The organism is Endozoicomonas acroporae (assembly GCF_002864045.1).
In the GTDB taxonomy this organism is placed as follows: Bacteria; Pseudomonadota; Gammaproteobacteria; order Pseudomonadales; family Endozoicomonadaceae; genus Endozoicomonas; species Endozoicomonas acroporae.
Map to the genome: position 1 here is coordinate 28045 of NZ_PJPV01000007.1, position 22287 is coordinate 50331.

Consider the following 22287-nt stretch of genomic DNA (forward strand, 5'->3'; position numbering starts at 1 on the left):
AATATGATTGGTGGAATTATTTTCATTTGGATTGGAACCATGTTGTTTTTTGATGTATTGCCTTGGTTTTTTAATCGTATATCCCATGAGTTTTACGATATGGTTTGGGCAACAAAAAACTACACTTATATGTCCTTATCTGAAAATTTTACCGAGATCGCCGCAGTTATTCGGGCATATAATACTGAGGGCTGGCTAATTAGCGCAACAATACTGACTGTTCTTTTTATTAATAATGCTAAAAAGAAAGGTTACGTTAAATAAAATTAAGGTTGCGTTTCATTCGGCCAGCCTTGATATGCTTCCATCAGAATTTCCTGCTATTCTTTGGAAGCCTTGCTGTATTTAACCAATTGTTAGCAGGAATCGGTATCTTTCATAAAACAAATGATGATTATTTCCTAGTTATCATCATTCTTGTAAGCGTATTTGTCATCCAAAAAAAACCTGAAATTATCATAAATGCAACTGTATATCCAAGCACTCTACCAAGCAGGTGGTCTGTACCTGATGGTAAAGCAATGAATCCCGAAAATACTGCTGCTGTGGCTAAAATGATTTTGTTATCATGCCTCATTCTGTAGTCCTTGATATTTTTGAGTCTTTACGATCCATCCTACAGTGGCTGCTAAGGTCGTTCAATATTGGAATTGGCACTTGAAGTGAATGACCGCCTGAAGGTTAGAAGGGCATAAAATATACAGGAAGCCTTCTGGAAAATCTTGTACATGCATCAGTTTCATAAGGAGGTGATACCGCTTATCTGGCGAAGAACATGGATAGATCTATTTTGCCACTGCTGTCACAAGGGTTAAGGTATCTGTGCTATTTGTTGATCTCTCAGTGATGACCTTATCCTCAGTTGGCAAAATTACTGAATTTAATGCCTGAGATAGGCAGCAGGGAAGGGGTAAAAATTGTATAGTCGTACCAAGGTGAATATATACGTCTATACTTTTTGGTTCATTAGACGGTAAAAAAAGCTAAATGCTGTGTACGGTTTTATGTGAATCCTAATAAAATCAGCATATTGATGATACAAAACAGACACACACGCCGAGGTATACACTTTTTATGTCTTGTTCCCGTTCTGAGTTAAGAACCTCTCTCCGCGAACGCCGCCGGGCATTAAGCGCTGACCAGCAGGTCAGCGCTGGTGTAATGTTGTGTGATATTCTCAGTGCCCGGCCTGAGCTTGCAGATAGCCAGCACATTGCAATTTATATAGCCAGTGATGGCGAAATAAATCCGGACGTTCTCCGTGATTTTCTCTGGAATTCTGGCAAACAATGTTATCTGCCAGTGATTGGGAGCAATAACAACCTTCTGTTTATTGAATACCTGCCCGACACTCATCTGGTTTTGAATCGTTTTGGAATCCCTGAGCCTTCCTTGCAGGAGGTAGAACCGATTTCACCAGAAAAGCTGGAGGTTGTCCTTGTACCTTTAACCGGTTTTGATGAAGCTGGCAGAAGGCTTGGCATGGGTGGAGGCTTCTATGACAGAACATTTGCTTTTACCCGGACTGCGAAAAAGCCAATACTTATCGGCCTTGCCCATGAGTGTCAGAAAGTTGAGTCGATTCCTGTAGAACATTGGGATATAGACATGTCTGGTATTGCAACGGACAGCCGCTATTACCCAATATAATTTGTTCTGGTAAAAACCACCCTGTTTTACCAAGAGGGTGGTACTGTTTGGGTATTGTCAGAGATTAACATTCATCATTCAGAATACCGGACTAATAGCTTTCGCAGGCTTCCCCGGGAATACGCATAAGAGCTGGTTTACCGTAGGCAGATGTTAGCGCAGTAATCGTTGATACTTTTGAATCGGTTCCAGAATTTGTCAGACAGAAAGATACATCATCACCCTTTATGATAGAGGCTTGAGCTTTTCCATAACTGTACAATGTGCATGAGCTTTTCTGAACATTGATAGTAGACGTTTGTCGACCATCAGAAACAGTGATGAATAAGTCAATTGGGTTTTCAGTGATGTATGCGCTTCCTGCCGTTGACCACCCGGTCATCTGCTTAACTAATAACAGGTTGGTGATACCTCTGTTTTTTGGCACAAAAAGATTGTCGCCAATATGCTCAAATTGTGAGTCGTTCTGTATTGATCCCTGATTTACCAGAACGCTGTCAATATAATAGCCATCCTCGGTCGTCAGTGTCATCATGCCACAGACGTAGTCGTTGGCAACGGGCAGTAATCTTAATAGCTGGCTCAGGAAGACGTTGTGGGCAACACGGTTGGAAAGAACGTTGGTAGCACCGAAGTCATAAACCTTTTGCGGGATGTATGACAATACTTTTGTAAAGGGGCTTTCCGGAGCATAGTTTCCGCCACCTATAAGAATGGTCGCATGAGCAGCCAGTTCAAGGAAAGAGAAAGTACCGCTACTGAGAATGGCTGACAAAGAACTCCCGCCTGAATACCCATCCTCAACCCCGACTCTGGTATCGGAAGGGGCTCCCCATGTTGCCGATGTGATTGATAACAATAAAACGATGAATAAACACTTTCCTCTAAACATGCTAACCCCTTATCCGGATGGCTGTTTTTAATTAAGAAAAACGGTTCTCTCTAAATAAAGATCAGAACCGAACGGTTGGACAGTAAGCGAGCCTTATTATTCCTAGCTTTAAATATATTTTTTTGAAATATTTCATGACTGTTTATTAATTTAAGCTCGGTAATGGAACTCGCTTACTGCGTGGAGAGATACTAAGAGGGATTCTAGAGTAATATTTTATTTCCGCAAAATGGTATGGCTATATAAAAAAATAGATAAATGTTTTTTTTTCATATATGGGGATTTTCATAATCAATATATATAAAGCAGTAGTTGTTATATTTCTTGTCAGGTTGTTTTAATTAGTACTATGGTTTTTATCTTGTGGTTAATAAAATGGTTTTTCTGGGAATCGTTATATGATTTTGCAAATAATCTTTGAGTGATTTTTAATTTATGCGATTTAACCATTATGCAAAAGCAGGCGTGCTTTCTGTTGATTTCTGTTGATTTCTGTTGATTTCTGTTGATGTGGCAAGGCATGCGTTCATGGATCATCCCGGACTGTTGGCAATGATTCGCCCTGTGGCTGATGGCTTCTTTTATTCCATGGATGAAATTGTCCTGATGGAACACCAGATTAAAGATGCAGCCATGGCAGGTGCCAATGCTATGGAAACGTCAGCTCTGTGAAGGTTGGTCAGATGAAGTCTATGATGGTACCAACATAAGATGTACCCCTGTTCTTAATCGCTAACCTTCGTTATCTTAAAGATATTGTCAGGGTGATCGTTCGTTCTTTGGGGCAATTCAGGAGTTGTTGCATTGAAGAACCGTTGGTTTTGGGATTGCCTCCTGCTCGCATGGCCGGTCGACGCGTGCGACAGTGGATGTTAAAACTCATACAGGGAAGCTAATGATGAAATGGATGACCATCATTGTTTTAATGGTGTTGTTTCTTGTTCCCACAGGAAGGTCAGGAGCAAATTATCCGGGCAAGTTTGCCCAGGTTTCACCGCGAGAGACCTTGAGTGGTAAAACAAACGATGCGGTTATTGTCGATAGTCAAAATAGCTGGCTAACCGGGATATTGGTTGGCATCCCTGGCTCCAGAGAGTGGGTTAACGGGGTTTTGTGGAGTTCCGGGGAGTTGGCGGTGCATGCAAGTAAAGCGTCGCAGCTTTCTCAGTACCCTTCATTTCAATATTTACTTTCTGTCGAAGCATCGGGTCGGGAGCTTTGGAAGGATCTGGTTGCTACACCAGGTTCAGATGCGCTCATTTTTTTCTTTAGAAGTAAAGCTTTCTGGAGCAGTCCTTTCAGTTCCGAAAGTGACTTCATTCTTACGGATATTTCCTCTCTGGCAGAGGATTTTTCCGTTTCTCACTCTTTCAAAGCATTTCCGGAAGGGGCTGAAGTTGATTGGGATTATCACAGCAACTGGTTTTATCGTGAGAAAGTCGACAGTGGGCTGGTCACCAGAGTTCAGCGGATAAACAGACGTTTGTTCAGTGATCTTTGTATTATTGATATTCATTTAGGCGGCAATCGACGTGTTGTCAGTTATCGGGATGAATGGATACCCGAACAGAGCTTCCACCATGAATCGGGTGAGAAAACTGTAAGTTTGCCCCTTAAAAAACGTGGGGCAGGAAACAACCATCTGTTTGTCCCTGATGTTGGACAGTTTACCACTTATCAGGAAAGCCTTTGCCGCTATGCAGAAGATGCTGCTGCTGCGAATCAGGAGGTGAATATTCTCTATTCGGATTTTTGGGATTCCAGTGAGCGCCTGGTCGAAGCAGAGGTTTATAAAATATGGGTTGAAGCGGCAGAGTAGCTGTTTCGATACCACCTGTTCAAAGCATAACGCCATTGCAGACTGTCAATTTATGCGGGTTTTGCAGCAACAGGCTGAGATTGTAAGTTCATTGCTCGCGGGGCTTGTTCAGCCAGATCAATTTAATCCGGGTTAAGTTATCAGTTATACATTTGAACCTTTTTGAGGAATGAGTGTCTTAGGGAATAAAAAAGATTTCATGCAGCATGCAAGAAGCAATCCGATGCAAAGCCGTTTCAGTCATGGCACAGGCAGTGACACTAGTCCAATTACCAATACTCCGGCAGTTGACCGTGGCAGTGATGGGCAGCGTAATCGACCCGATCCTGATTCTGGTGAGCGCAGCACCCAGCGACAGGTGCCTGCTGAAAACCGTTGTCGTTTAAATGTGTGGCTGGTCGACAGAGTCGCTAACACCCGTCATGAGGTTGCCTCGGCGTCGATTTGCCTGGATGGGGCTGCTGCTGATCAGATTCGCAGCCGTGGTATTAGCATTGTTGCAAGAGTGGTGAATTATTCTGAGCCACCCGGTACTGAAAATGCAGCTTCTGCAACAGCTACGTCACAAGAACCACAGACCGATGTCGTGCAGGCGGCAACAAATCAGGGTAGTGATGGCAATTCTGGGCTTGAATACTGGCTTGACCGCTTTCTGGATATTCCCCTGGATCGGTTTGCGGTACCCGGTGACGACGTTTTGGAAATGTTTGCCAACATTAACCTGCAAGTAGATGGTAGCAAGTTGACCGCAGAGGAATTGCGGTCTGCTGGTTTAAAGCGGGTGCTGAACAGGCATGTGGCTGCCTGGCTGGAGAAGAAGCAAGATCGGAACCAGACAACAGGAAAACTGCTGGGCTTGCAAAAACTGATGCATGAGGATATCACCACCTATTTCCGAAACTGGGTGCTGTTGAAGTGTTACAGCGATATGCTTCGGGGTAAGCCGGTGTCTGAAACTGACCGTCAGCATCTGATACAGGCCCTGAATCAAAGTGTGTTGAATGATTTTGCTGAGTTGACCAGTCAAGCCAGCATGATGATGGATTTTTATTCATTAAGTCTGCTCTATTTTATGGGAGGGTTGCCGTTCTTTGAGGATGGCGTTAACTACCACAAGGGCGTTACCTTGCTCGCCTATTGCCCGACAATCATCAAGGAAATGTTTTTTTATTTGTCCCCGGTCAGCTTCTCTCCCTACGATTATGTGCGTTTTGCCCCGGTGAGTTTCACGTCATTGTTTGTCGGTCAGCCTAATGTGCCACCACAGACCAAGCTTGGTGCTGCAATGCAGATAATGGTGATGTCTTATTTGCAGCAGGTGAACGCTCACTTTCTGGTAGACAAGCGGTATAAATGCTCACGCTGGTTCTCTGACTCAGAGTTAAGATCTGAACTCTTTCTGATAGTCAGGGACTTGATTGCAGAATGTCTGTTGTATACCGGAGGTATGAACGGAAGAAATAAGCCATGCAGGCGTAAAATATTAGAGGTTGACAGGAGGTTTCAATCAGCCGTCGCTCGTGCCCGAAAAGACTACATTCAAGGGGAGGGCGACATTCATGCTTTAGTCACCTGTCTTCTGGCAAGCATCCATCAGCGTGCACATTCTGCTTCACCAATGTATAGCTGGAAAGTAGCCAACTTATATCGCAAAGCCGCACAAATGTCTCCTAATCACTGGTCAAGTGCCTATATTTTTTTCCTTAAAGCCCGTAAGTGGGAGCTGGCTGCCGATGCAGCAACTGAATATGCCAGATATTATCTGAAGAAAAGCCCTCTGCTGGCTGAGTATTGGAGGGATACCAGTGAGCGGACCATGGAGTTGTCTGCCTTTTCGGAATCACCAACAGGGCAGGCAGTGGCTTCAGATAAAGACTACGATTTTGACGCAGTTTTACGACAGTTTTCTGAAGAGGTACCAAAGTTTGCCAACCTGCCGGTGGGGCTTGCCCGAAATAAAGGCAGGAAGCGCAATGGTCAAAAAAATGAGTCTGTTAACAAGTCAGAGCATGATGTCATTGAATCCCCGAAGGTGAGTGGAGCTGAGGGGCGCGAGCCGGAGGTGAACAAGCCAGGTCACCAGGAGGTTGCGCCAGTGATCAGGGTGGTTCGATCCGGCAGACATCATGCTGCCTGTCCATCGGCTGATTCTCAGGGTTTCCAGGTACAGTCGGCCAGGGGGCCCATAAAGCCATTTGAAAAACTGCTCTCCCGACACTGGAATCCGGTTATTCTGCAAACACTCCGGTGTATCCGGGCGGCCAGGGCGCGTTCGGATATCACCGGCGAGCGGCAGATATACCAGAAGTTGTTGAATCAGCCTTTATTGAAAACCTGTATTGGCATTGAGCGAATCTGGGAGGAGTGCGCCTGGACGGAGTTGCATCAGTTTGATGATTTTTTCCGCTCGGCTATCATTCCCGATGCACCGATGAGACAGAAGGCCAGGCAATGGGTGCTGGATGCCAGAAATAAATTTATTTTGCCGTCACTGATGCATTGTCTGGAATTGGATCAGATTGACCCTGACATCAACCCTGAAGTCATCTGGAATGCGGTGCAGGCAATGCTGAAACAACCGGAAATCGCCGACGACCCTCAGGTCGATGCTGAAATCAGATTCAGACTGCGTTGTCTGTTCAGTTCCATGGGGCATACTTTCAGTCTCTGGGCTATGACAGATTTATCCAAGGCTAACCAACACCGGCAAAGGGCACAGACATGGTATGGATACAAAAGAATCGATCCGGGTTATGTATGGGCCTAGGAGGCTGACCGAGAATAGACTGCCCTACGCGGCAACTGCTCCTGCGTTGCTCTAGCTCCTGCATCCATGCAGTCGTGCGGTGGCAGCAAATTGGTCTAAAAAGTCGGAAATTTTTAGCAAATAGAACCACTATTCACTAAAAATTTCCGACTTTTTATCCTCAATTTTCTGCCATCCTCGCTACGGGGTCGCCTAGACGGGCGCTATTCTCGGTCAGCCTCCTGGGAGCAAGGGCGGTTTCATTCTCATCCTGATCATGCCGCCAGGCAGTTACTCGCATTAACGGATCTTAAAATGATTATTGATGGCATTGATACCCGCTCAGTCTGTTACCACAAACGTTATGTAAAATCTGATATATCGGCCAGCAAACATTCTGAATAGTGACTACAGTCAAATGCTATGACTCTTTTGGAAATAGCACCTGTGCCTGCCACTCAGCTTTCTCACCTGCAACTGCTCCAGGCGTTGTTGCATGAACAGAGATCTGTCGCTGAGTTCCTGAAACAGGAAAACGCATCTCTCAAATATCAGCTGGACTGGTTTAAACAACAGTTGTTTGGTGATAAGTCTGAAAAATGGTTGATCGACAATCCGAATCAATTTGCATTTGGCGAGATCCTCCAGGACGTTGGATCTGAGCAGCCACCAGAAACGGAAAGCATTACCTGCGAGCGCAGAAAAAAACATCGACCTGATGGCTGTGTCACTGATCAGGGGTTACGCTTCACAGAAGGCGTACCGGTTGAACTGATTCATATTCCTGCACCTGAAATACAGGGTAAAAATGCCGACCAAACCCTGAGCACGGCTGCAGCACCCTCCGGTCTGTTTGATCGTAGCTTTGGCGATGTAAGTTTTATTGCTGGCACGCCGGTTGAGAAATATCGTTACCACCTGCCTCATCTAAAAGAATTTGAAGGTGTATTACTTAGCAACTTTTTGAGAGATAACATGGATATTCTTCGGACAGGTTTGAATACAGTGTCAATGGGCGATCATATGCCTGTAAACTCTCCCCAAAGTGATAAGGGCTCAAATGCAGGCGAGGGTATATCTATTCCAGGGATGCAACAACATGCAGAGTTGTCTTTTCTGGAGTCTCGCACAATTGTTAGCGTAAATTGTGAAAATAAAGTTGAACAGCCATTAAAAATGATGGCTGAAGGCAGCCGCAAAGAGGAAGATGCTCTAGAGAGGGTACACTCACTCGCTTCATATTATCCGTTAGCCTCCTGCCCTTATCCATTTATCAAGGAGAATGCCATCTCTGGATATTGTTTTGACATAGATGGTGTTCAGTATGAAAGCTTAGAGCAAGAAAAAGCTTTTCCCCTTTTAACTGAATCAGCGATCATTGGCGACATTCCTGAAAAGAATAAGACTTTGTATCAACAATGTTTTGAGTCCAGGATTGTACAAATATTGCAAAAAGGTGTTGCAGGTTGTATCTCATACAGGCAAACGGACAAAATACGTAATTGGTGGGGATCTGGTGAGGTAACCCTTGGAGCGAGTTGTCATATGCTTGCTAATTATTTGGCATTCGGGATAAATTTTTACGACGATATCGATCGTACCCATGCACAATGGGAGGACTGGTATATGTCTTTGCCAGAGGCAAAAACACTCCCCTTCGACCCGGCAAGCCTCCTAAAGGGCGATATTGTCCAGTTTTGTGAAACCTTTGTTGATGGCGTTAAACCAATACACTCTCAATTTTATCTCGGGAACTCGTTGTATATATCTGCATTTGGTTGTCTGTCAAATATAGCGATTCATAAGCTGGAGGAAAGTATCAGTAGATATAGTGAACAATTCAACACGATTCGCATTGTCAGACGAGATAAAACAGAGATCGATCCAGTCCCTGAGTGGATTAATTGTCCACAATCTGACTCATTTTTTCCTTTGATAGCCAAGTTTGTCGAAAGATAGAGTCATAGAGTAAAAGCCTCAAGTCGTTTCTACAGCTACTTAGGAATTGTCCCGGAATAACTTCCGCATTTCCGACGTGATCCTGTCAAGAAAAAAACCTTGCCACAGAGACACGGAGAAAAGAAAAAAATCTTTTCCTCTGTGACTCCGTGGCAAAAAGAGGAAGTTATTTTTAGACTGTTCCTTATACGCCGATAGACTTGTAAAGCGCATCCAGTCCCATCTTACCCGCCATTTTTTTGGTTTCCTGGCGGGACGATTCATCAAAGCCGGTATACACCAGGTCTTCCTGTGGCAACTCATCCAGGAAGCGGCTGGGCAGCGTATCAATGATCTCGCCAAACTGCTTTCTTTGCCCGGCCAGTGTCATGGTCAGTGATTTCCGGGCCCGGGTAATGCCAACATAAGTAAGACGACGCTCTTCCTCAATATTATCTTCTTCAATACTGGTTCGGTGAGGCAGCAGCTCTTCCTCCATTCCCATCATGAAGACGTGGGGGTATTCAAGCCCTTTGGAGGCATGGAGAGTCAGTAACTGAACACGGTCGGCATCTTCCTCTTCCTCATTGCGTTCCAGCATATCCCGCAGAATCAGCCGGGCAATGGCATCGGCAACCGTTCTGTCTTCATCACCCCGTTCCAGGGTTTGCTGCAGGGCATCCACCAGAAACCAGACATTGGCCATGCGCTTTTCAGCCTGGGCTGGCGTTGAGGAGTGCTGCATCAGCCAGTTTTCATAATCGCTATCAGCAATCATTTCACGAACCACCTGCATAGGGTCTTCGCTGGTTTGCAGCCGTCGTGAAACGTCGTCCATCCACCCGGTAAAGCGTCGCAGCCTGTCGACATACTGAGGTGCCAGGTCCTCTGCAAGGGCAGCTTCTCCACAGGCTTTGTACATACTGATGTGGTGTTTGTTGGCGTAGTTGCCCAGTTTCTCCAGTGTTGATGGCCCAATCTCCCGCTTGGGGGTATTCACCACCCGTAGAAAGGCGTTGTCATCATCCTGATTAATCAGCAGGCGAAGATAGGCCATGATGTCTTTCACTTCTGCCCGGGCAAAGAACGAGGTGCCGCCATTAATGTGGTAAGGAATACCATGGTGCTGAAGTTTCAGCTCCAGCAGCCGCGACTGAAAATTTCCCCGATAGAGAACTGCATAATCTTTATAGCTGTTATCGTGGCGAAGTTTGTGGGCGATGATCTCTGTGGCAATTCGCTCACACTCCATTTCGTCGTTCCGGCATTTAATCACGCGAATTTCATCCCCAACCCCCATCTCACTCCACAATGTTTTTTCAAATACATGTGGGTTATTGGCAATCAGGGTATTCGCTGCTTTCAGGATACGGCTGGTAGAACGGTAATTCTGTTCCAGCTTGATCACCTTTAAGCTGGGATAGTCTTCTTTCAGTTGCGCCAGATTTTCCGGTTTGGCTCCGCGCCAGGCATAAATGGACTGGTCATCATCACCCACGACGGTTAACTTACGACGGTCGCCCACCAATCGCCTGACCAGCTCATACTGGGCACCATTGGTGTCCTGGTACTCATCCACCAGCATATAGTGAACTTTGTCCTGCCAGCGTTGCTGGACCTCCGGATAATGTCTGAACAACTCCACCGGCTTCATGATCAGGTCATCAAAGTCCACTGAGTTATAGGCTTTCAGCATGCGATTATAGTGCTCATAAACAATCGCTGCCGTCTGCTCCCAGGGCTGCCTGGCCATCTGTAACGCCTGGGCCGGGGAGACCAGATCATTCTTCCAGTTGGAGATACAGTGCTGGATCTGATCCACACCATTATCATCTGCAGACGTGTCCCGCTGCATCAGGTCGGTAATCAGTGATCGGGCATCCTGCTGATCAAAAATCGAAAACCCTGGTTTATAGCCCAAAATCTGGTACTCACGACGGATAATATTCAGCCCGAGATTATGGAACGTAGAAACCGTCAGTCCGGAAGAGGCCTTGCCTTTCACCAGCTTGCCAACCCGCTCTTTCATTTCCCGGGCGGCTTTGTTGGTAAAGGTAACGGCCACAATGTTTTTGGCGCTGATACCACACTGTTGAATCAGATAGGCAATTTTGGTGGTAATAACACTGGTTTTACCACTGCCAGCACCGGCCAGTACCAGCAGGGGAGTATCGATGTATTTTACGGCCTCAGCCTGTCGATCATTGAGTCTTTGCACGCGTTCTGTTTCAGGCAAGTCATGGAAGTTAAGCGTCTCAGTATAACAAGGTTAGGGGAGTGGACGATATGTCTGGTCTTCAGAGCATTGCATAGAGGGATTTACTTAAGCCGACTCCCAATCGTCTTTTGATTTACCTTCTTATGATCGCTTTTCGGTGGCAGTATCCCACAACGTCTTTTTCAGAGTTTTAACCCACCATCCAGTTCTAAAACCCGGCCATTGTAATAATCATTTTCAAAAATAAAACCAACGGTCCGGGCAATCTCTTCCGGGGTACCCATGCGTCCAACAGGAATGCCTGCGGTTAACCGGGCTTTGGCTTCTGGCTTCATGCCGCCGGTCATTGCGGTTTCAATAACGCCCGGAGCGACGGCTGCACAACGGATGCCGTATTTGGCCAGCTCTTTGGACCAGGTCACGGTCATGGCTGAGACACCGGCCTTGGCTGCGGAGTAGTTGCTTTGTCCAAAGTTCCCTTCTCGGGCAATGCTGGCGATATTGACGATGACGCCCTCTGAGCCACTGTCAATCATGCTGGCGGCCACTTCACGGCCGCAGAGGAAGACGCCAGTGAGGTTAACATTGATTACGGACTGCCATTTGTCGAAGGAGAGTTTGTCGGTCACTTTGCCATCTTTGGCTTTGATCAGCAGGCCATCTCTGAGAATACCGGCGTTGTTGACCAGGCCATTCAATGGGCCGAGTTCTGCATAGGCTTTCTGAACAGCCGCTTCAACCTGAGCTTCTTCAGCAACATTGACTGGGAGTGCTATCGCGTTAACCCCTTTTGAACGACAGAGTTCCTCTGCCTGATAAAGTTCGGGAGTATCAAGGTCCATAAGACCCATATTGGCACCACGCTCTGCAAACCAGTTGGCCATTGCCAGACCAAGTCCTCTGGCAGCACCGGTGATCAGGATATTTTTATTTTTGATGTTCATGATTGTTCTTATGCTTTATTGGTAGAAGGTATACTGATCATCCTGAAACGAATGTGAATAAAAGACAATAATTTATAATAAGAGAATCCTTTCTTTGGAGAAGCGGGCAGGACAGAACCCGACTTACTGGTCGGTCGGATTTTTTGGTGAGGCCGGTGTACCAAGGCAAGAAGTTTTTTTCATTAAGGGGCGAGTACAACCTTCCTGCTACCTGCGATCAGGAAATCCCTTCCTGGGAACAAAATCAGGGTTTAGCTCAGGGGGTGGATCAGCAGCATCGCGGGATTGTTCAACAAACTGCCATAATGCCTCGGACAGTTGTTGTACCTGGGTTGTTCTCAGAAATATTTGCAGTTCTTTTATAAACACCTGATCTAGCGTTAGACAATCACGTGTCAGTGGTGGCGGCGAATCCCACGGGTGAGCGACCCTTCCCCACAGTATATTGCCAGTGACTCCTTCCGATTTAAGGAAATTTAAGAATTTATTTCTCTGGTCGTTAATGGTTTCAATTGATCTACGATCGACCTTATGAAATAACAATTCAAGAATGACGTTCTCTTTGTATCCATTGGGGCTCCTCCAGCCAGCCTCAGGGCTTACATAATAAGTACCAGAGCAGAGCCTTGTTGCATAGTAAGGAAAAGAGCAGGTCCGGTTTTCCCTGAGCATGTCGCATATCTCAATCCATTGTTTGACTCTTTCGTCATCTGGATTGTTGGCCTGCATCCGGTTCAGTTGATCTCTCAAATGTTGCGCATTGTTTTCCCCGAAAATCTCAATCAAGGCGTCTTCATTGCTGTGTGGGCCCAGTTCTTTTCTCCAGACATAATCAGCAGGGTCTTTTGGCAGGTTGATATATGAACGAAAACGTTCTGACCCGGAATTCGGGCTATCACCATGACATTCAAGAATTTGTCCAAGCCCCCGTTCAAAGAATTCACGGATGCTGCCCTCAGCCACTAAGTTATTTCTTAACATATTGGGTTTGATTTCTGTGTCCGTAATACGCCATCTGCGAGTCCACCGGGGAAATTGCAAGCGTGCTTTGAGGATGGTTCCATATTCTCGTTCACCATCCAGCAAATTCCGACTGAAAATCTGAACTTTGAGAGGCATGTGATCGGGATCATCGAATTTCCTGAGTTCCTGAGCAGCAGAAACCTGGTGCCCGCAAAAGCGTTTTGAGGATTCTGGCGGGTTATGGGTTGTTGCCGGATCAACCGTTGCTGCCGGACCGGGGGCTGGATTAACAGTGGAAGTATGCATCGTGTAAGGTTCTCCGTATTTTCTGCCCGAGGCAGTCTGGATTAGATCCTGATAATTGTCTGGCGCTGCTCTAAAATTTCTTGGACAGTTCATTGAGTCGATTGGTTCCTGCCTTTTGGAATTTCGGACGGTTGTTTGGACTTTTGGCTGAGTGAGAATGCTGAAAGTGCCATGTAGGTTCGCCAGCCGCTGGTTGCCATGGCCAAAGCTGATTTAAGGTGCTTGATGCCACTGTGCGACCACCCTTGAAAAAAAACGACACTGCCTTTATATAGGAGGCTCCAATGATTAACGGGGCCTCTTATGCGCTTCCTCTCTGTGCTATTTATTCTTTTACCCATTCTGGAAATGGTGGTGCTGATTAAAGTGGGCAGTATCATCGGAGCCTGGAATGCGGTTGCCCTGGTTATTCTGTCGGTATTTATTGGCATCGAAGTGATTCGCCGCCGGGGCTTCAGAACCACATTAAGAGCCCGGCAGAAGATGGCGGCAGGTGAACTGCCCGCTATGGAAATGCTGGAAAACCTGGCTATTGCCCTGGGTGGTCTGCTGCTGTTGATCCCCGGTTTTATCACTGATTTTCTGGGGGTATTCCTGTTGATTCCACCGGTTCGTCAGCTGCTGATCCGCCGCTGGCTGAAAGTGAGCGGGGTCAAGGTGCAGCAAACCAATATTTATGAGGCTGAGTATCGTCGTGAGCCATCATGGCGTCATGATCAAACCCATCTCAACCACACCATTGATGGGGACTATACCCGGGAAAATGATGATGGCCGTTCCGGAAGCCAAAAGCGCCATTAATTGATAAGCCTTGATTTCCGGGCATATAACGAATTTTTCACTCTTTCTTGAGTTTAGAGCCTCAGTTTTGTGGAAAAGTCAGTTTTTTTTCCATCTGCCTCTTGAAAACTGTGCCAGCTACCCATACTAAGGGGAACACCTGATAAAACTTCGGCATGGCCTTGAGCTGTTAATAAAGGCCTGTGCCAAAGTAAACTTCATCCCGGGTGCAAACCAGGGAGGTTCGGGTAAACCGGGCCATAGTGAAGCGATAGTGCATCGTTTTACTGCCATTACGTTGATAGCGAGCAGCCTGTAAAAGGTTGCACGGCATAAGCAAACTGTTGGAGAAAGAATCGATGAAAATCCGTCCGTTGCGTGATCGCGTGGTCGTTCGTCGTGTCGAAGAAGAAACTACCTCTGCTGGTGGTATCGTACTGCCAGGTTCTGCCGCTGAAAAGCCTAACCAGGGCATTGTGGTTGCAGTCGGCGATGGCGTGTTTCTGGACAATGGTGAAAAGCGTCCTGTTGGCGTTAACGTTGGTGACAAGGTTATCTTCGGCAAGTATGCAGACTCAAACACCGTGAAGATTGACGGTGAAGAGTTGATCATTCTGTCTGAAAGCGACATTTCCGCCGTTCTGGAAGGCTGATTGTCAGGCAATCACACGGTATTTTTCCGATTTCACAAAATAGTGCACAGGGTCACCAACCATGGCAGCTAAACAAGTTAAATTTGGCGACGAAGCTCGCAAAGAAATGCTCAAGGGCGTCAACATCCTGGCTGACGCTGTAAAAGCTACTCTGGGTCCCAAGGGCCGAAATGTTCTGCTGGAGAAGTCCTTTGGCGCGCCTACCATCACCAAAGATGGTGTGTCTGTTGCCAAGGAAATTGAATTGAAAGACAAGTTCCAGAACATGGGTGCCCAGCTGGTTAAGGAAGTGGCTTCCCAGGCTAACGATCAGGCCGGTGACGGTACGACTACGGCGACCGTTCTGGCCCAGTCTATTCTGAACGAAGGTCTTAAGTACGTTGCTGCCGGCATGAATCCAATGGATCTCAAGCGCGGTATCGACAAGGCGGTCATTGCTGTCGTTGAGCAGCTGAAGGCTATGTCTACTCCTTGTGCCGACAGCAAATCCATCGCTCAGGTTGGTACTATCTCTGCCAACTCCGATGAACTGGTTGGCCAGATCATCGCCGAAGCCATGGAAAAAGTTGGCAAAGAAGGTGTTATCACTGTTGAAGAAGGCAGCGGTCTGGAAAACGAACTGGAAGTAGTTGAAGGCATGCAGTTCGACCGTGGCTACCTGTCTCCATACTTCATCAACAATCAGGAAAGAATGTCCGCTGAACTGGAAAGCCCATTCATCCTGCTGGTTGACAAGAAAATCTCCAACATCCGCGAACTGCTCCCGGTTCTGGAATCCGTTGCCAAAGCTGGCAAGCCACTGATGATCATCGCTGAAGACGTTGAAGGCGAAGCCCTGGCGACTCTGGTGGTGAATAACATGCGCGGTATCGTGAAAGTCACTGCTGTCAAAGCACCGGGCTTCGGTGACCGTCGCAAGGCCATGCTGCAGGATATCGCTATCCTGACTGGCGCTACGGTTATCTCTGAAGAGGTAGGCCTGTCCCTGGAAACGGCAACTCTGGATGACCTGGGTACTGCCAAGCGTGTACAGATTACCAAAGAAGACACCACCATCGTTGACGGTGCTGGCGTTCAGGCTGACATCGTTGCCCGTGTTGAGCAGATCCGTGCCGAGATCGAAAACTCTTCTTCTGACTACGACAAAGAGAAGCTGCAGGAGCGCGTAGCCAAGCTGGCTGGCGGTGTTGCCGTTGTTAAGGTAGGCGCTGCTACCGAAGTTGAGATGAAAGAGAAGAAAGCCCGCGTTGAAGATGCCCTGCACGCTACCCGTGCTGCGGTTGAAGAAGGCGTGGTTGCCGGTGGTGGTGTAGCCCTGGTTCGCGCCCTGTCTGCCATCAACGTTGAAACCATTAACGCTGAGCAGCGTGCCGGTGTTGAGCTGATCCTGCGTGCCCTGGAAGGCCCGATCCGTCAGATCGCTACCAACTCTGGTGACGAAGCTTCTGTGGTTGTTGACAAGGTTAAGGCAGGTTCTGGTAACTTCGGTTACAACGCTGCTACCGGTGAATACGGCGACATGATCGAAATGGGTATCCTGGATCCAGCCAAGGTTACCCGTTCTGCCCTGCAGGCAGCAGCTTCTGTTGCAGGCCTGATGATCACTACTGCCGCCATGGTTGCTGATGAGCCACAGGACGATGCGCCAGCTATGCCTGATATGGGCGGCATGGGCGGTATGGGTGGCATGGGCGGCATGATGTAGTGCGACGAGAGTCGTGCAGGTAGCTAGCCTGACTGGGTTACACCGCAAACGACCACTCACTTATCGAGTGTCTGGTCGTTCCACCTCCAGTAGAAAATAGCATGTCAATCTAACCGGTATCCGGTCTGAATCATGACCGAATACTGGTCTCTCTCTTATAAAAATGGACTTAGACCTAAAATTGACTGGATCGAAAAACGTTCATTAAATGGATTATTAAAAGACACCGATGGCCGCTGAAGGTGGTTTTTAGTCATCTCATCAGTACATATGGAACACAGAGTAGAGTCTGCTTCTTCAACTCCACGGGAGAAGGCCTGCCCTGAAGCACCAGGCTTAGAAATAGTAACATCCTGAACAGAAAGAAATTTCAGAATCTGCTGGTAATTGAAAGTAAGTAATAAGGCTATGCATTGAAGTATTGAATAACTGAACTAAAGCATAAGATCACGTCCTCTTGTAAAAGTTCCTCCTTGATATTACCCATTCAATATTTATTTGTAACCTTGCATAATTCATGATTAAAAGGATTGGTACATGCGATAGCCAAGCAAGCGGGGTCTTTGCGAAGCTCGCTACGGCGCTTCCTTCGGTATTCCCTGAGGTACTCTCTCTGGCGCTCCCTTTTGCGTATCTTATCGCTCTCCAGCTTGGCAGGATCTTTCATACGCTCCATCATGCGCTTTCTCATCCGTTTTGAGTAGCCGGGATCATTCTGGTAACGCTTCTGCATGTTCTCTCTCATGCGCTTCCTCATGCGTTCTGCGAAATCGGGATCATTCTGGTAACGCTCCCTCCGCAGCCTGTTATTGCGTTCAACATAAACGGGATCTTTGAGACGCTCCCTTTGGCGCTCCCTTATGCGTTCTGCGTAATCGGGATCATTGCGATAACGCTCCCTTTGTTTCTCCCTCTGGCGTTCTGCGTAAGCTGAATTATTCCGATAATGTCTCCTTCTTTGGTATGTCCTGATGCGCTTTGAGTGATCAGGATAATTCTGATAGCTCTTTTGGTGCTCAACTGCTGAAGTGTTATCACTAACATCTTCTACTGCCTGGTTCGTTTGATTATCAATTGTCGTCTGGTTCTGGTTATGCAGGTTAACTACAGTAACTGGCCCTGAATTTTGTGGGTTAGAGAACATATCAGGAAGATTAGTTAACTGATAATCCGGGGCAGAATGGCTCGGTGGCATTGGCTCGTTAACCTCAAGCTCGCTCCCCAATCTGCATAGCAGCTGAGTAAGGGGGGTGTCTGGCGTTGAAAGTAGCGCATCCTCTAAGGGGTTAGTGTCAGAATGACAAAAAGAATATTCATTTAGTTCTGACTGTGGAACCTCAGAAATATCAGTTCCATGAGGGGCTTCCTGATCGGCATGAGTTAGAAATGCAATATTATATTTATTCAATGACCCAAATGGATCAAGGTTATTGTTGTGGCTGTCTGATTGACTATGGTAAACATGAAAAGGAGTGCTCAGTACCTGAACAGATATCCCTTGATACGTCGGCTGTTGTTCATTTTGGGTATCTTGGTGCTTTGGTTCTTGTGAGCTCATATAAGGCTCGCCAAAAGCAACCTCGAATGGCAGTAATTGAGTAAAGTGATCCATTGAATTATCAAATTATTGAATTCCAGTTTAAGACATTTCCTTTTTGTATTAGTTTCTCTCATAAACACTCTATCCAATAATTATTTCAGACAAATATAATTATTTTTTATAGCTATTAGTAATATCTTCGATGCGGATGGCTTCTCTCATATCGTGGGAAACTTTACGATCATCGATCTTGCTTATGCGCACCTCAAAAACTGAGGTGCCGTATTAAGAAATGTGATGTGATGCAGGGTAATAGCTCGTATCGGGTATCAGTATCACGTAAACGTAGGCTTTTTTATCTGGCCTTAATCGATTTAATGCGATGCAGTTTAATGGGCATTGTGATGCTGCCCCCGGCAGATCGCACCTTCAGTAACAGTCTTTCGCGCTCGACGCCAAGCAGTTCTCCGCTGAAACGTTTCGACGGTTCGACATAAACCTCTAACCAGGCACCAATATGATTTGGTAACTCATAGATTGGAATGTCCCTGGACTGCTGGTTCAGTAATTCCGGTTCCTGATTGGTTGCAGGCAGTTCATCAACAAAGAAGTAGGTTTTGGATGCTTCTCCATGGGCGGGCTGAGACTGCCACTCTTTCTTGCTATTTGCATTGGTATTCCCGGAAGAGGGTTCCGTCATGTCCATATCATATGAATCCTCTGCTGGGCCAAATTGCCCCGGGGTGATGATTTCAAAAGGAGAGACGGGGCTGTTGTTCACCAGCAGAGTGAGACCAAATGATGAAACCCAGAGCTCAGTGTCATAGACAGAAAAGGCCTGAGGATGGAAGTTGGGGGGGAAATGCGCCTTGATGGTGACTGTGTCAGGATTCTTCAGAAAGTTGATGTAGGCATTTTTCATCGCTTCATTCGGAACAATGCCTGCTTTATGGAAGTAAAAGCTGTCTGGTAGGTTGATTAGACGGTTAATGTATGCGTTTTTGGAAATGCCTGAGCTATTGGCACAATGCTGGCTGCTCATCCTGATCAGGCCCTCATCCTGATAGGTCAGTTCAGCATTGGTCAGGGAGGGTATTTGCATAAAGTCGTTGATAACAGGAGACTCTTTTTTGTAAAAGCTTGCCTGTAGTGATGCCTTGTATAGATTTGTGGCGCTGATACCCAACCGAAAAAACATTTTCTGATTTTCGGGGGTGTATTTATATTCCCAGAAATGTCTGTCAATGAGTGTAGCAATGCCCATCTGTTGAAATTCATTCAGGCCGACAATATATTCAATTCCACAGGTAGGTTCTACAATGCCGCTCAGCTCTTGTTTGAGTAGTAACTGGCGTTGATCATTGAATAAGGAATAAAACTCTTCATTACCCTCCAGTGGCAGTTGAATTCCATCATACTGGACGCGCAGGGAATCAGGCAGCTCTGAGAGTTCTCCATTGCTGACATCATACACTGTCTTCATCATTGTCAAAGTGCTTGGGAAAACAACGGTTAATCTTTTTATAGTGATTGGGGTTTTGAACGTTTTTTTAGGTGTTAATGTTATTTTTGTTATTGATACTTTGCCAGTTATATGAACATTAACGGTATCAAATTCAACTTCTGCGTAATGAGATGTTACAGGTTTGTATTTGTCTATTGCTTGTATTAATTGGGTTTCAGCATAAAATTTAAATCCAAACCATGCGGCAGGAGCAATAAGAAAAAAAGGTATTAAGAATGATTTGATCAAGAAGTTAATCATAGGCTTACCTGAATTCGGTATTGCTACGTAAGGTGATCATCTGATGATGATTCACTCCTTTATAAAAATATGTTCTTGATCTTTTTGTTTATCAAGTAGTGAGTGCTTTATTTTTAATTGGCTGTATGAGGTGCTGAGCAAGTGTCACATTTTGAATTTTTTCTGGTTTCTGTATGTTGCTTGTCAAAAAAACAAATGTTTCTAATATTTTGTTTTTTATAATATTGTTATATTCATCGTAAAGGGCTGGCATGTTTTAAACTAACTTATTAATGGACTCTTAACTTAATCAATGTTGATTGAAAAGGATTTTCTATGAACCCTCCAGGCTCGCCGCCATCTGGAACACCCGTTGGTCCTTCAGTGCTTCCACCTCATTCCGGTGCTGGAGAAACAGCTCAGACAGGTCAAACGTCCACCAGGCAAACAGTCTCTCCTCATCATCCAGTCGAAAAGCGCATTCCCACAAATGATAACCCTGTCAGGAGTAGTGGGCTACCTGACAATATTCAGCCAGCAAATGCTCCCGGAGGTACGGTTTCCCAAAATAGACCGGGGGGGGCAGAAGGAATCAAACGTGATCTGAATAGGCTTTTGGCCGATGATAAGCCACTGGAACAAGGCTTCCGAAAAAAGGAGGAGATGAAATACATAGATGCATCAATAACTGCACTGGAAAAAATCAAGGAAGAAATGAATGGCAAATGGGATCTTTCAAATGACGATTTAAAGGCTGCATTTAAAAAAGCGCACAAGAAGGCCATTAAAAAACTGAAAGAAAATAATTCGAATGATGTCAAAGTAACCTTTAATTTACCCGGTGGGCAACGGGTTCGTTTAATTCCACCTGAGCTGGATAATCTGGATTTATCTGACTTGAAGTCATGGTTGCAGGGATCTCTGGGGTTAGTAAATGAGCTGAAATCGGAAAAACAGTCTGCTTATGATGCTGGTCTTATCGAGCAGGCAATTACTGATGGTGCGCGGGAATTGAATACTCTTCTTTCCCAGCTGGCGCAGACCGGCTCATCCGAGCAAGAGCTTCTGGGCTTCCAGGCTCGCTATCATGCCATACAATACCCGATTATCAGCCTTTCTTTTGATGGCAGCAGCCAGCATTCTTCCGATAGACCAGAGCACCGTAGTACTCCCGAGTCTGTGAAGCCAAGTCCTTCTATTAAAATTACCAATGATCCTGAGAGGGCATTGACAGTTCCTGACGAGGGGGATTCAGCTTTTGGGGATGAAAGTCTTCTTGACGCTGATCACTTGAAACGGGTTGAAAGAGCCAGAAAAGCATACAAAGACCTCGGTTATGCCTGGTATCAGCAAGAAAAAAACACCAGTGAAGAAATTCTTGATGACAAAGCGATGTTAATGGCGGAGTTGGAACAACGTTTACAAGGCAAGCCTGAGAGTGATGATGACTCTGGTGTCTCGGTATCTTCCCGGACCAGCCCACAACGCTCAAATCCTCGCAGACGTTCTGGTGATAAAACGGGAGAACCGTCTTCATCCGCCCGCATGTTACAGGTGAAGGATGATGATGGTGTCGGCTTATTCCGTGCGTTGTTTGCCTGTTATACCGAAAACAGTGACTGGCAGAATGCGTCGAAAGATCAGGTACGTAAAAAGATAAGAGACGAGGCTATGGCTCAACCGATAAAACTGGCCATTGACGTTGCTACCCATAAGTACCTTGAGCTGGATCCTTACAGCAGTGACGTGATGGACGTTCAAAACCTGTCTCAGCGTGCCGTGGCTCAGAAGATCAAAGCGTTGGACGACCAGGGGATTTTAGTCCGGGAAATTTTTGCCCAGGTGATTCTGGATGGTACGTTCTCTGAACACTCTTTTCGTCGTCTTCCAGAGGTGCTGGGTATCACCGAATTAATGACCAATGATCCTGATGACCCCTATGCTTTTGAAATGAAAGTTTTTTCACAGCTTATTATAAGTGAACTCTGCACGACGCTGGGCGTGCCTGAATCCAATGGTGATGACCGAGGATTTCATAGGCTGAACAGAGGCTTTGGTGTGGTGTTAGACGCTGAAAAAAAGAAGGATGACGATAAGAGAAATAGTGCCAAAGAAGCTGATAAAGCTTCCGGTTTATCTCCAGCGCGGGAAGATACGAAGGTTATGGCCCCGTCAGAGGATAGCATGATACCTGAAACGTCAGGGGATGACGCTTCGAGTGCAGTTAGTCAACCACCTCCACCACCTCCGCCCGGGAGTTTTGCTGAATGGTTTGAAGATAAAAAATCTACTGACAGTAGATAGACAGTCTTTAGCGAAAGAGTTTTGCGCCTGTTAACCCGGATATTTCATAAACAGCTATCCTTGATCTGACCCTGAGACTACCCCG

18 protein-coding genes are annotated in these 22287 nt (G+C 46.2%); 10 read left to right on the forward strand and 8 right to left on the reverse strand.

The window, feature by feature from the left end; all coding sequences use genetic code 11:
• Nucleotides 1-3: 3 nt before the first annotated feature.
• Nucleotides 4-264, forward strand: coding sequence for a hypothetical protein (locus CX664_RS01255; RefSeq protein ID WP_180966346.1), 261 nt, complete (start codon nucleotides 4-6; stop codon nucleotides 262-264).
• Between the two features lie 810 nt (nucleotides 265-1074).
• Nucleotides 1075-1650: a 5-formyltetrahydrofolate cyclo-ligase gene (locus tag CX664_RS01265; RefSeq protein WP_101744964.1), complete on the forward strand. Its 576-nt coding sequence runs from the start codon at nucleotides 1075-1077 to the stop codon at nucleotides 1648-1650.
• 91 nt (nucleotides 1651-1741) lie between these two features.
• Here the strand turns inward: CX664_RS01265 and CX664_RS01270 are convergent, their stop codons facing one another.
• A complete protein-coding gene (locus tag CX664_RS01270; RefSeq protein ID WP_180966347.1) occupies nucleotides 1742-2542 on the reverse strand; it encodes a hypothetical protein in 801 nt (266 codons plus the stop codon).
• 528 nt (nucleotides 2543-3070) lie between these two features.
• Here CX664_RS01270 and CX664_RS26095 point away from each other — a divergent pair.
• From CX664_RS26095 to CX664_RS01285, 4 genes are all read left to right on the forward strand, one after another.
• Nucleotides 3071-3214, forward strand: a complete 144-nt coding sequence (locus tag CX664_RS26095) for a hypothetical protein (protein WP_163369559.1) — start codon at nucleotides 3071-3073, stop codon at nucleotides 3212-3214.
• A gap of 223 nt (nucleotides 3215-3437) precedes the next feature.
• Complete coding sequence (locus CX664_RS01275) at nucleotides 3438-4361, forward strand: hypothetical protein (protein ID WP_101744966.1); 924 nt, start codon at nucleotides 3438-3440, stop codon at nucleotides 4359-4361.
• Nucleotides 4362-4584: 223 nt separating this feature from the next.
• Nucleotides 4585-7128 (forward strand): hypothetical protein, encoded by a 2544-nt coding sequence (locus CX664_RS01280; RefSeq protein ID WP_101744967.1) that lies wholly within the window; start codon nucleotides 4585-4587, stop codon nucleotides 7126-7128.
• A gap of 402 nt (nucleotides 7129-7530) precedes the next feature.
• Nucleotides 7531-9066 (forward strand): IS66 family transposase, encoded by a 1536-nt coding sequence (locus CX664_RS01285; protein WP_101744968.1) that lies wholly within the window; start codon nucleotides 7531-7533, stop codon nucleotides 9064-9066.
• A 184-nt stretch (nucleotides 9067-9250) separates the two neighbouring features.
• On the opposite strand, the gene rep is transcribed toward CX664_RS01285, so the two are convergent.
• From rep to CX664_RS01300, 3 genes are all read right to left on the reverse strand, one after another.
• On the reverse strand, nucleotides 9251-11263 hold the full coding sequence (rep, locus tag CX664_RS01290; protein ID WP_101744969.1) for a DNA helicase Rep: 2013 nt from the start codon (nucleotides 11261-11263) through the stop codon (nucleotides 9251-9253).
• 182 nt (nucleotides 11264-11445) lie between these two features.
• Nucleotides 11446-12207: an SDR family oxidoreductase gene (locus CX664_RS01295; protein WP_101744970.1), complete on the reverse strand. Its 762-nt coding sequence runs from the start codon at nucleotides 12205-12207 to the stop codon at nucleotides 11446-11448.
• A gap of 207 nt (nucleotides 12208-12414) precedes the next feature.
• Complete coding sequence (locus CX664_RS01300; RefSeq protein WP_101744971.1) at nucleotides 12415-13476, reverse strand: hypothetical protein; 1062 nt, start codon at nucleotides 13474-13476, stop codon at nucleotides 12415-12417.
• Between the two features lie 303 nt (nucleotides 13477-13779).
• Between CX664_RS01300 and CX664_RS01305 the strand changes: the two genes are divergently transcribed.
• The gene (locus tag CX664_RS01305; RefSeq protein ID WP_101744972.1) at nucleotides 13780-14277 is read left to right on the forward strand and encodes an FxsA family protein; all 498 of its coding nucleotides are present in this window, start codon (nucleotides 13780-13782) and stop codon (nucleotides 14275-14277) included.
• Between the two features lie 169 nt (nucleotides 14278-14446).
• Here the strand turns inward: CX664_RS01305 and CX664_RS26100 are convergent, their stop codons facing one another.
• A complete protein-coding gene (locus CX664_RS26100) occupies nucleotides 14447-14590 on the reverse strand; it encodes a hypothetical protein (protein ID WP_163369566.1) in 144 nt (47 codons plus the stop codon).
• Between the two features lie 25 nt (nucleotides 14591-14615).
• On the opposite strand from CX664_RS26100, the gene CX664_RS01310 reads away from it, so the two are divergent.
• The gene (locus CX664_RS01310) at nucleotides 14616-14909 is read left to right on the forward strand and encodes a co-chaperone GroES (protein ID WP_101744992.1); all 294 of its coding nucleotides are present in this window, start codon (nucleotides 14616-14618) and stop codon (nucleotides 14907-14909) included.
• A 61-nt stretch (nucleotides 14910-14970) separates the two neighbouring features.
• On the forward strand, nucleotides 14971-16614 hold the full coding sequence (gene groL, locus CX664_RS01315; protein WP_101744973.1) for a chaperonin GroEL: 1644 nt from the start codon (nucleotides 14971-14973) through the stop codon (nucleotides 16612-16614).
• A 487-nt stretch (nucleotides 16615-17101) separates the two neighbouring features.
• Here groL and CX664_RS01320 read toward each other — a convergent pair whose 3' ends face one another.
• The 3 genes from CX664_RS01320 to CX664_RS26105 all read right to left on the reverse strand — a co-directional run bounded on the left by CX664_RS01320 (nucleotide 17102) and on the right by CX664_RS26105 (nucleotide 20388).
• Nucleotides 17102-18226 (reverse strand): hypothetical protein, encoded by a 1125-nt coding sequence (locus tag CX664_RS01320; RefSeq protein ID WP_101744974.1) that lies wholly within the window; start codon nucleotides 18224-18226, stop codon nucleotides 17102-17104.
• A gap of 283 nt (nucleotides 18227-18509) precedes the next feature.
• Entirely contained in the window at nucleotides 18510-19640 is a 1131-nt protein-coding gene (locus tag CX664_RS01325) for a hypothetical protein (RefSeq protein WP_145999750.1), read from the reverse strand.
• A 592-nt stretch (nucleotides 19641-20232) separates the two neighbouring features.
• Complete coding sequence (locus CX664_RS26105) at nucleotides 20233-20388, reverse strand: hypothetical protein (protein ID WP_163369567.1); 156 nt, start codon at nucleotides 20386-20388, stop codon at nucleotides 20233-20235.
• Between the two features lie 173 nt (nucleotides 20389-20561).
• On the opposite strand from CX664_RS26105, the gene CX664_RS01330 reads away from it, so the two are divergent.
• Complete coding sequence (locus CX664_RS01330; RefSeq protein ID WP_145999751.1) at nucleotides 20562-22202, forward strand: hypothetical protein; 1641 nt, start codon at nucleotides 20562-20564, stop codon at nucleotides 22200-22202.
• The last annotated feature ends 85 nt before the right edge of the window (nucleotides 22203-22287 follow it).

Coding starts and splice junctions, on each gene's coding strand:
- CX664_RS01255 (WP_180966346.1), top strand. CDS start 4: ATGATTGGTGGAATTATTTTCATTTGGATTGGAACCATGTTGTTTTTT.
- CX664_RS01265 (WP_101744964.1), top strand. CDS start 1,075: ATGTCTTGTTCCCGTTCTGAGTTAAGAACCTCTCTCCGCGAACGCCGC.
- CX664_RS01270 (WP_180966347.1), bottom strand. CDS start 2,542: ATGTTTAGAGGAAAGTGTTTATTCATCGTTTTATTGTTATCAATCACA.
- CX664_RS26095 (WP_163369559.1), top strand. CDS start 3,071: ATGGATCATCCCGGACTGTTGGCAATGATTCGCCCTGTGGCTGATGGC.
- CX664_RS01275 (WP_101744966.1), top strand. CDS start 3,438: ATGATGAAATGGATGACCATCATTGTTTTAATGGTGTTGTTTCTTGTT.
- CX664_RS01280 (WP_101744967.1), top strand. CDS start 4,585: ATGCAAAGCCGTTTCAGTCATGGCACAGGCAGTGACACTAGTCCAATT.
- CX664_RS01285 (WP_101744968.1), top strand. CDS start 7,531: ATGACTCTTTTGGAAATAGCACCTGTGCCTGCCACTCAGCTTTCTCAC.
- CX664_RS01295 (WP_101744970.1), bottom strand. CDS start 12,207: ATGAACATCAAAAATAAAAATATCCTGATCACCGGTGCTGCCAGAGGA.
- CX664_RS01300 (WP_101744971.1), bottom strand. CDS start 13,476: ATGCATACTTCCACTGTTAATCCAGCCCCCGGTCCGGCAGCAACGGTT.
- CX664_RS01305 (WP_101744972.1), top strand. CDS start 13,780: ATGCGCTTCCTCTCTGTGCTATTTATTCTTTTACCCATTCTGGAAATG.
- CX664_RS26100 (WP_163369566.1), bottom strand. CDS start 14,590: ATGCCGTGCAACCTTTTACAGGCTGCTCGCTATCAACGTAATGGCAGT.
- CX664_RS01310 (WP_101744992.1), top strand. CDS start 14,616: ATGAAAATCCGTCCGTTGCGTGATCGCGTGGTCGTTCGTCGTGTCGAA.
- groL (WP_101744973.1), top strand. CDS start 14,971: ATGGCAGCTAAACAAGTTAAATTTGGCGACGAAGCTCGCAAAGAAATG.
- CX664_RS01320 (WP_101744974.1), bottom strand. CDS start 18,226: ATGGATCACTTTACTCAATTACTGCCATTCGAGGTTGCTTTTGGCGAG.
- CX664_RS01325 (WP_145999750.1), bottom strand. CDS start 19,640: ATGATGAAGACAGTGTATGATGTCAGCAATGGAGAACTCTCAGAGCTG.
- CX664_RS01330 (WP_145999751.1), top strand. CDS start 20,562: ATGAAATACATAGATGCATCAATAACTGCACTGGAAAAAATCAAGGAA.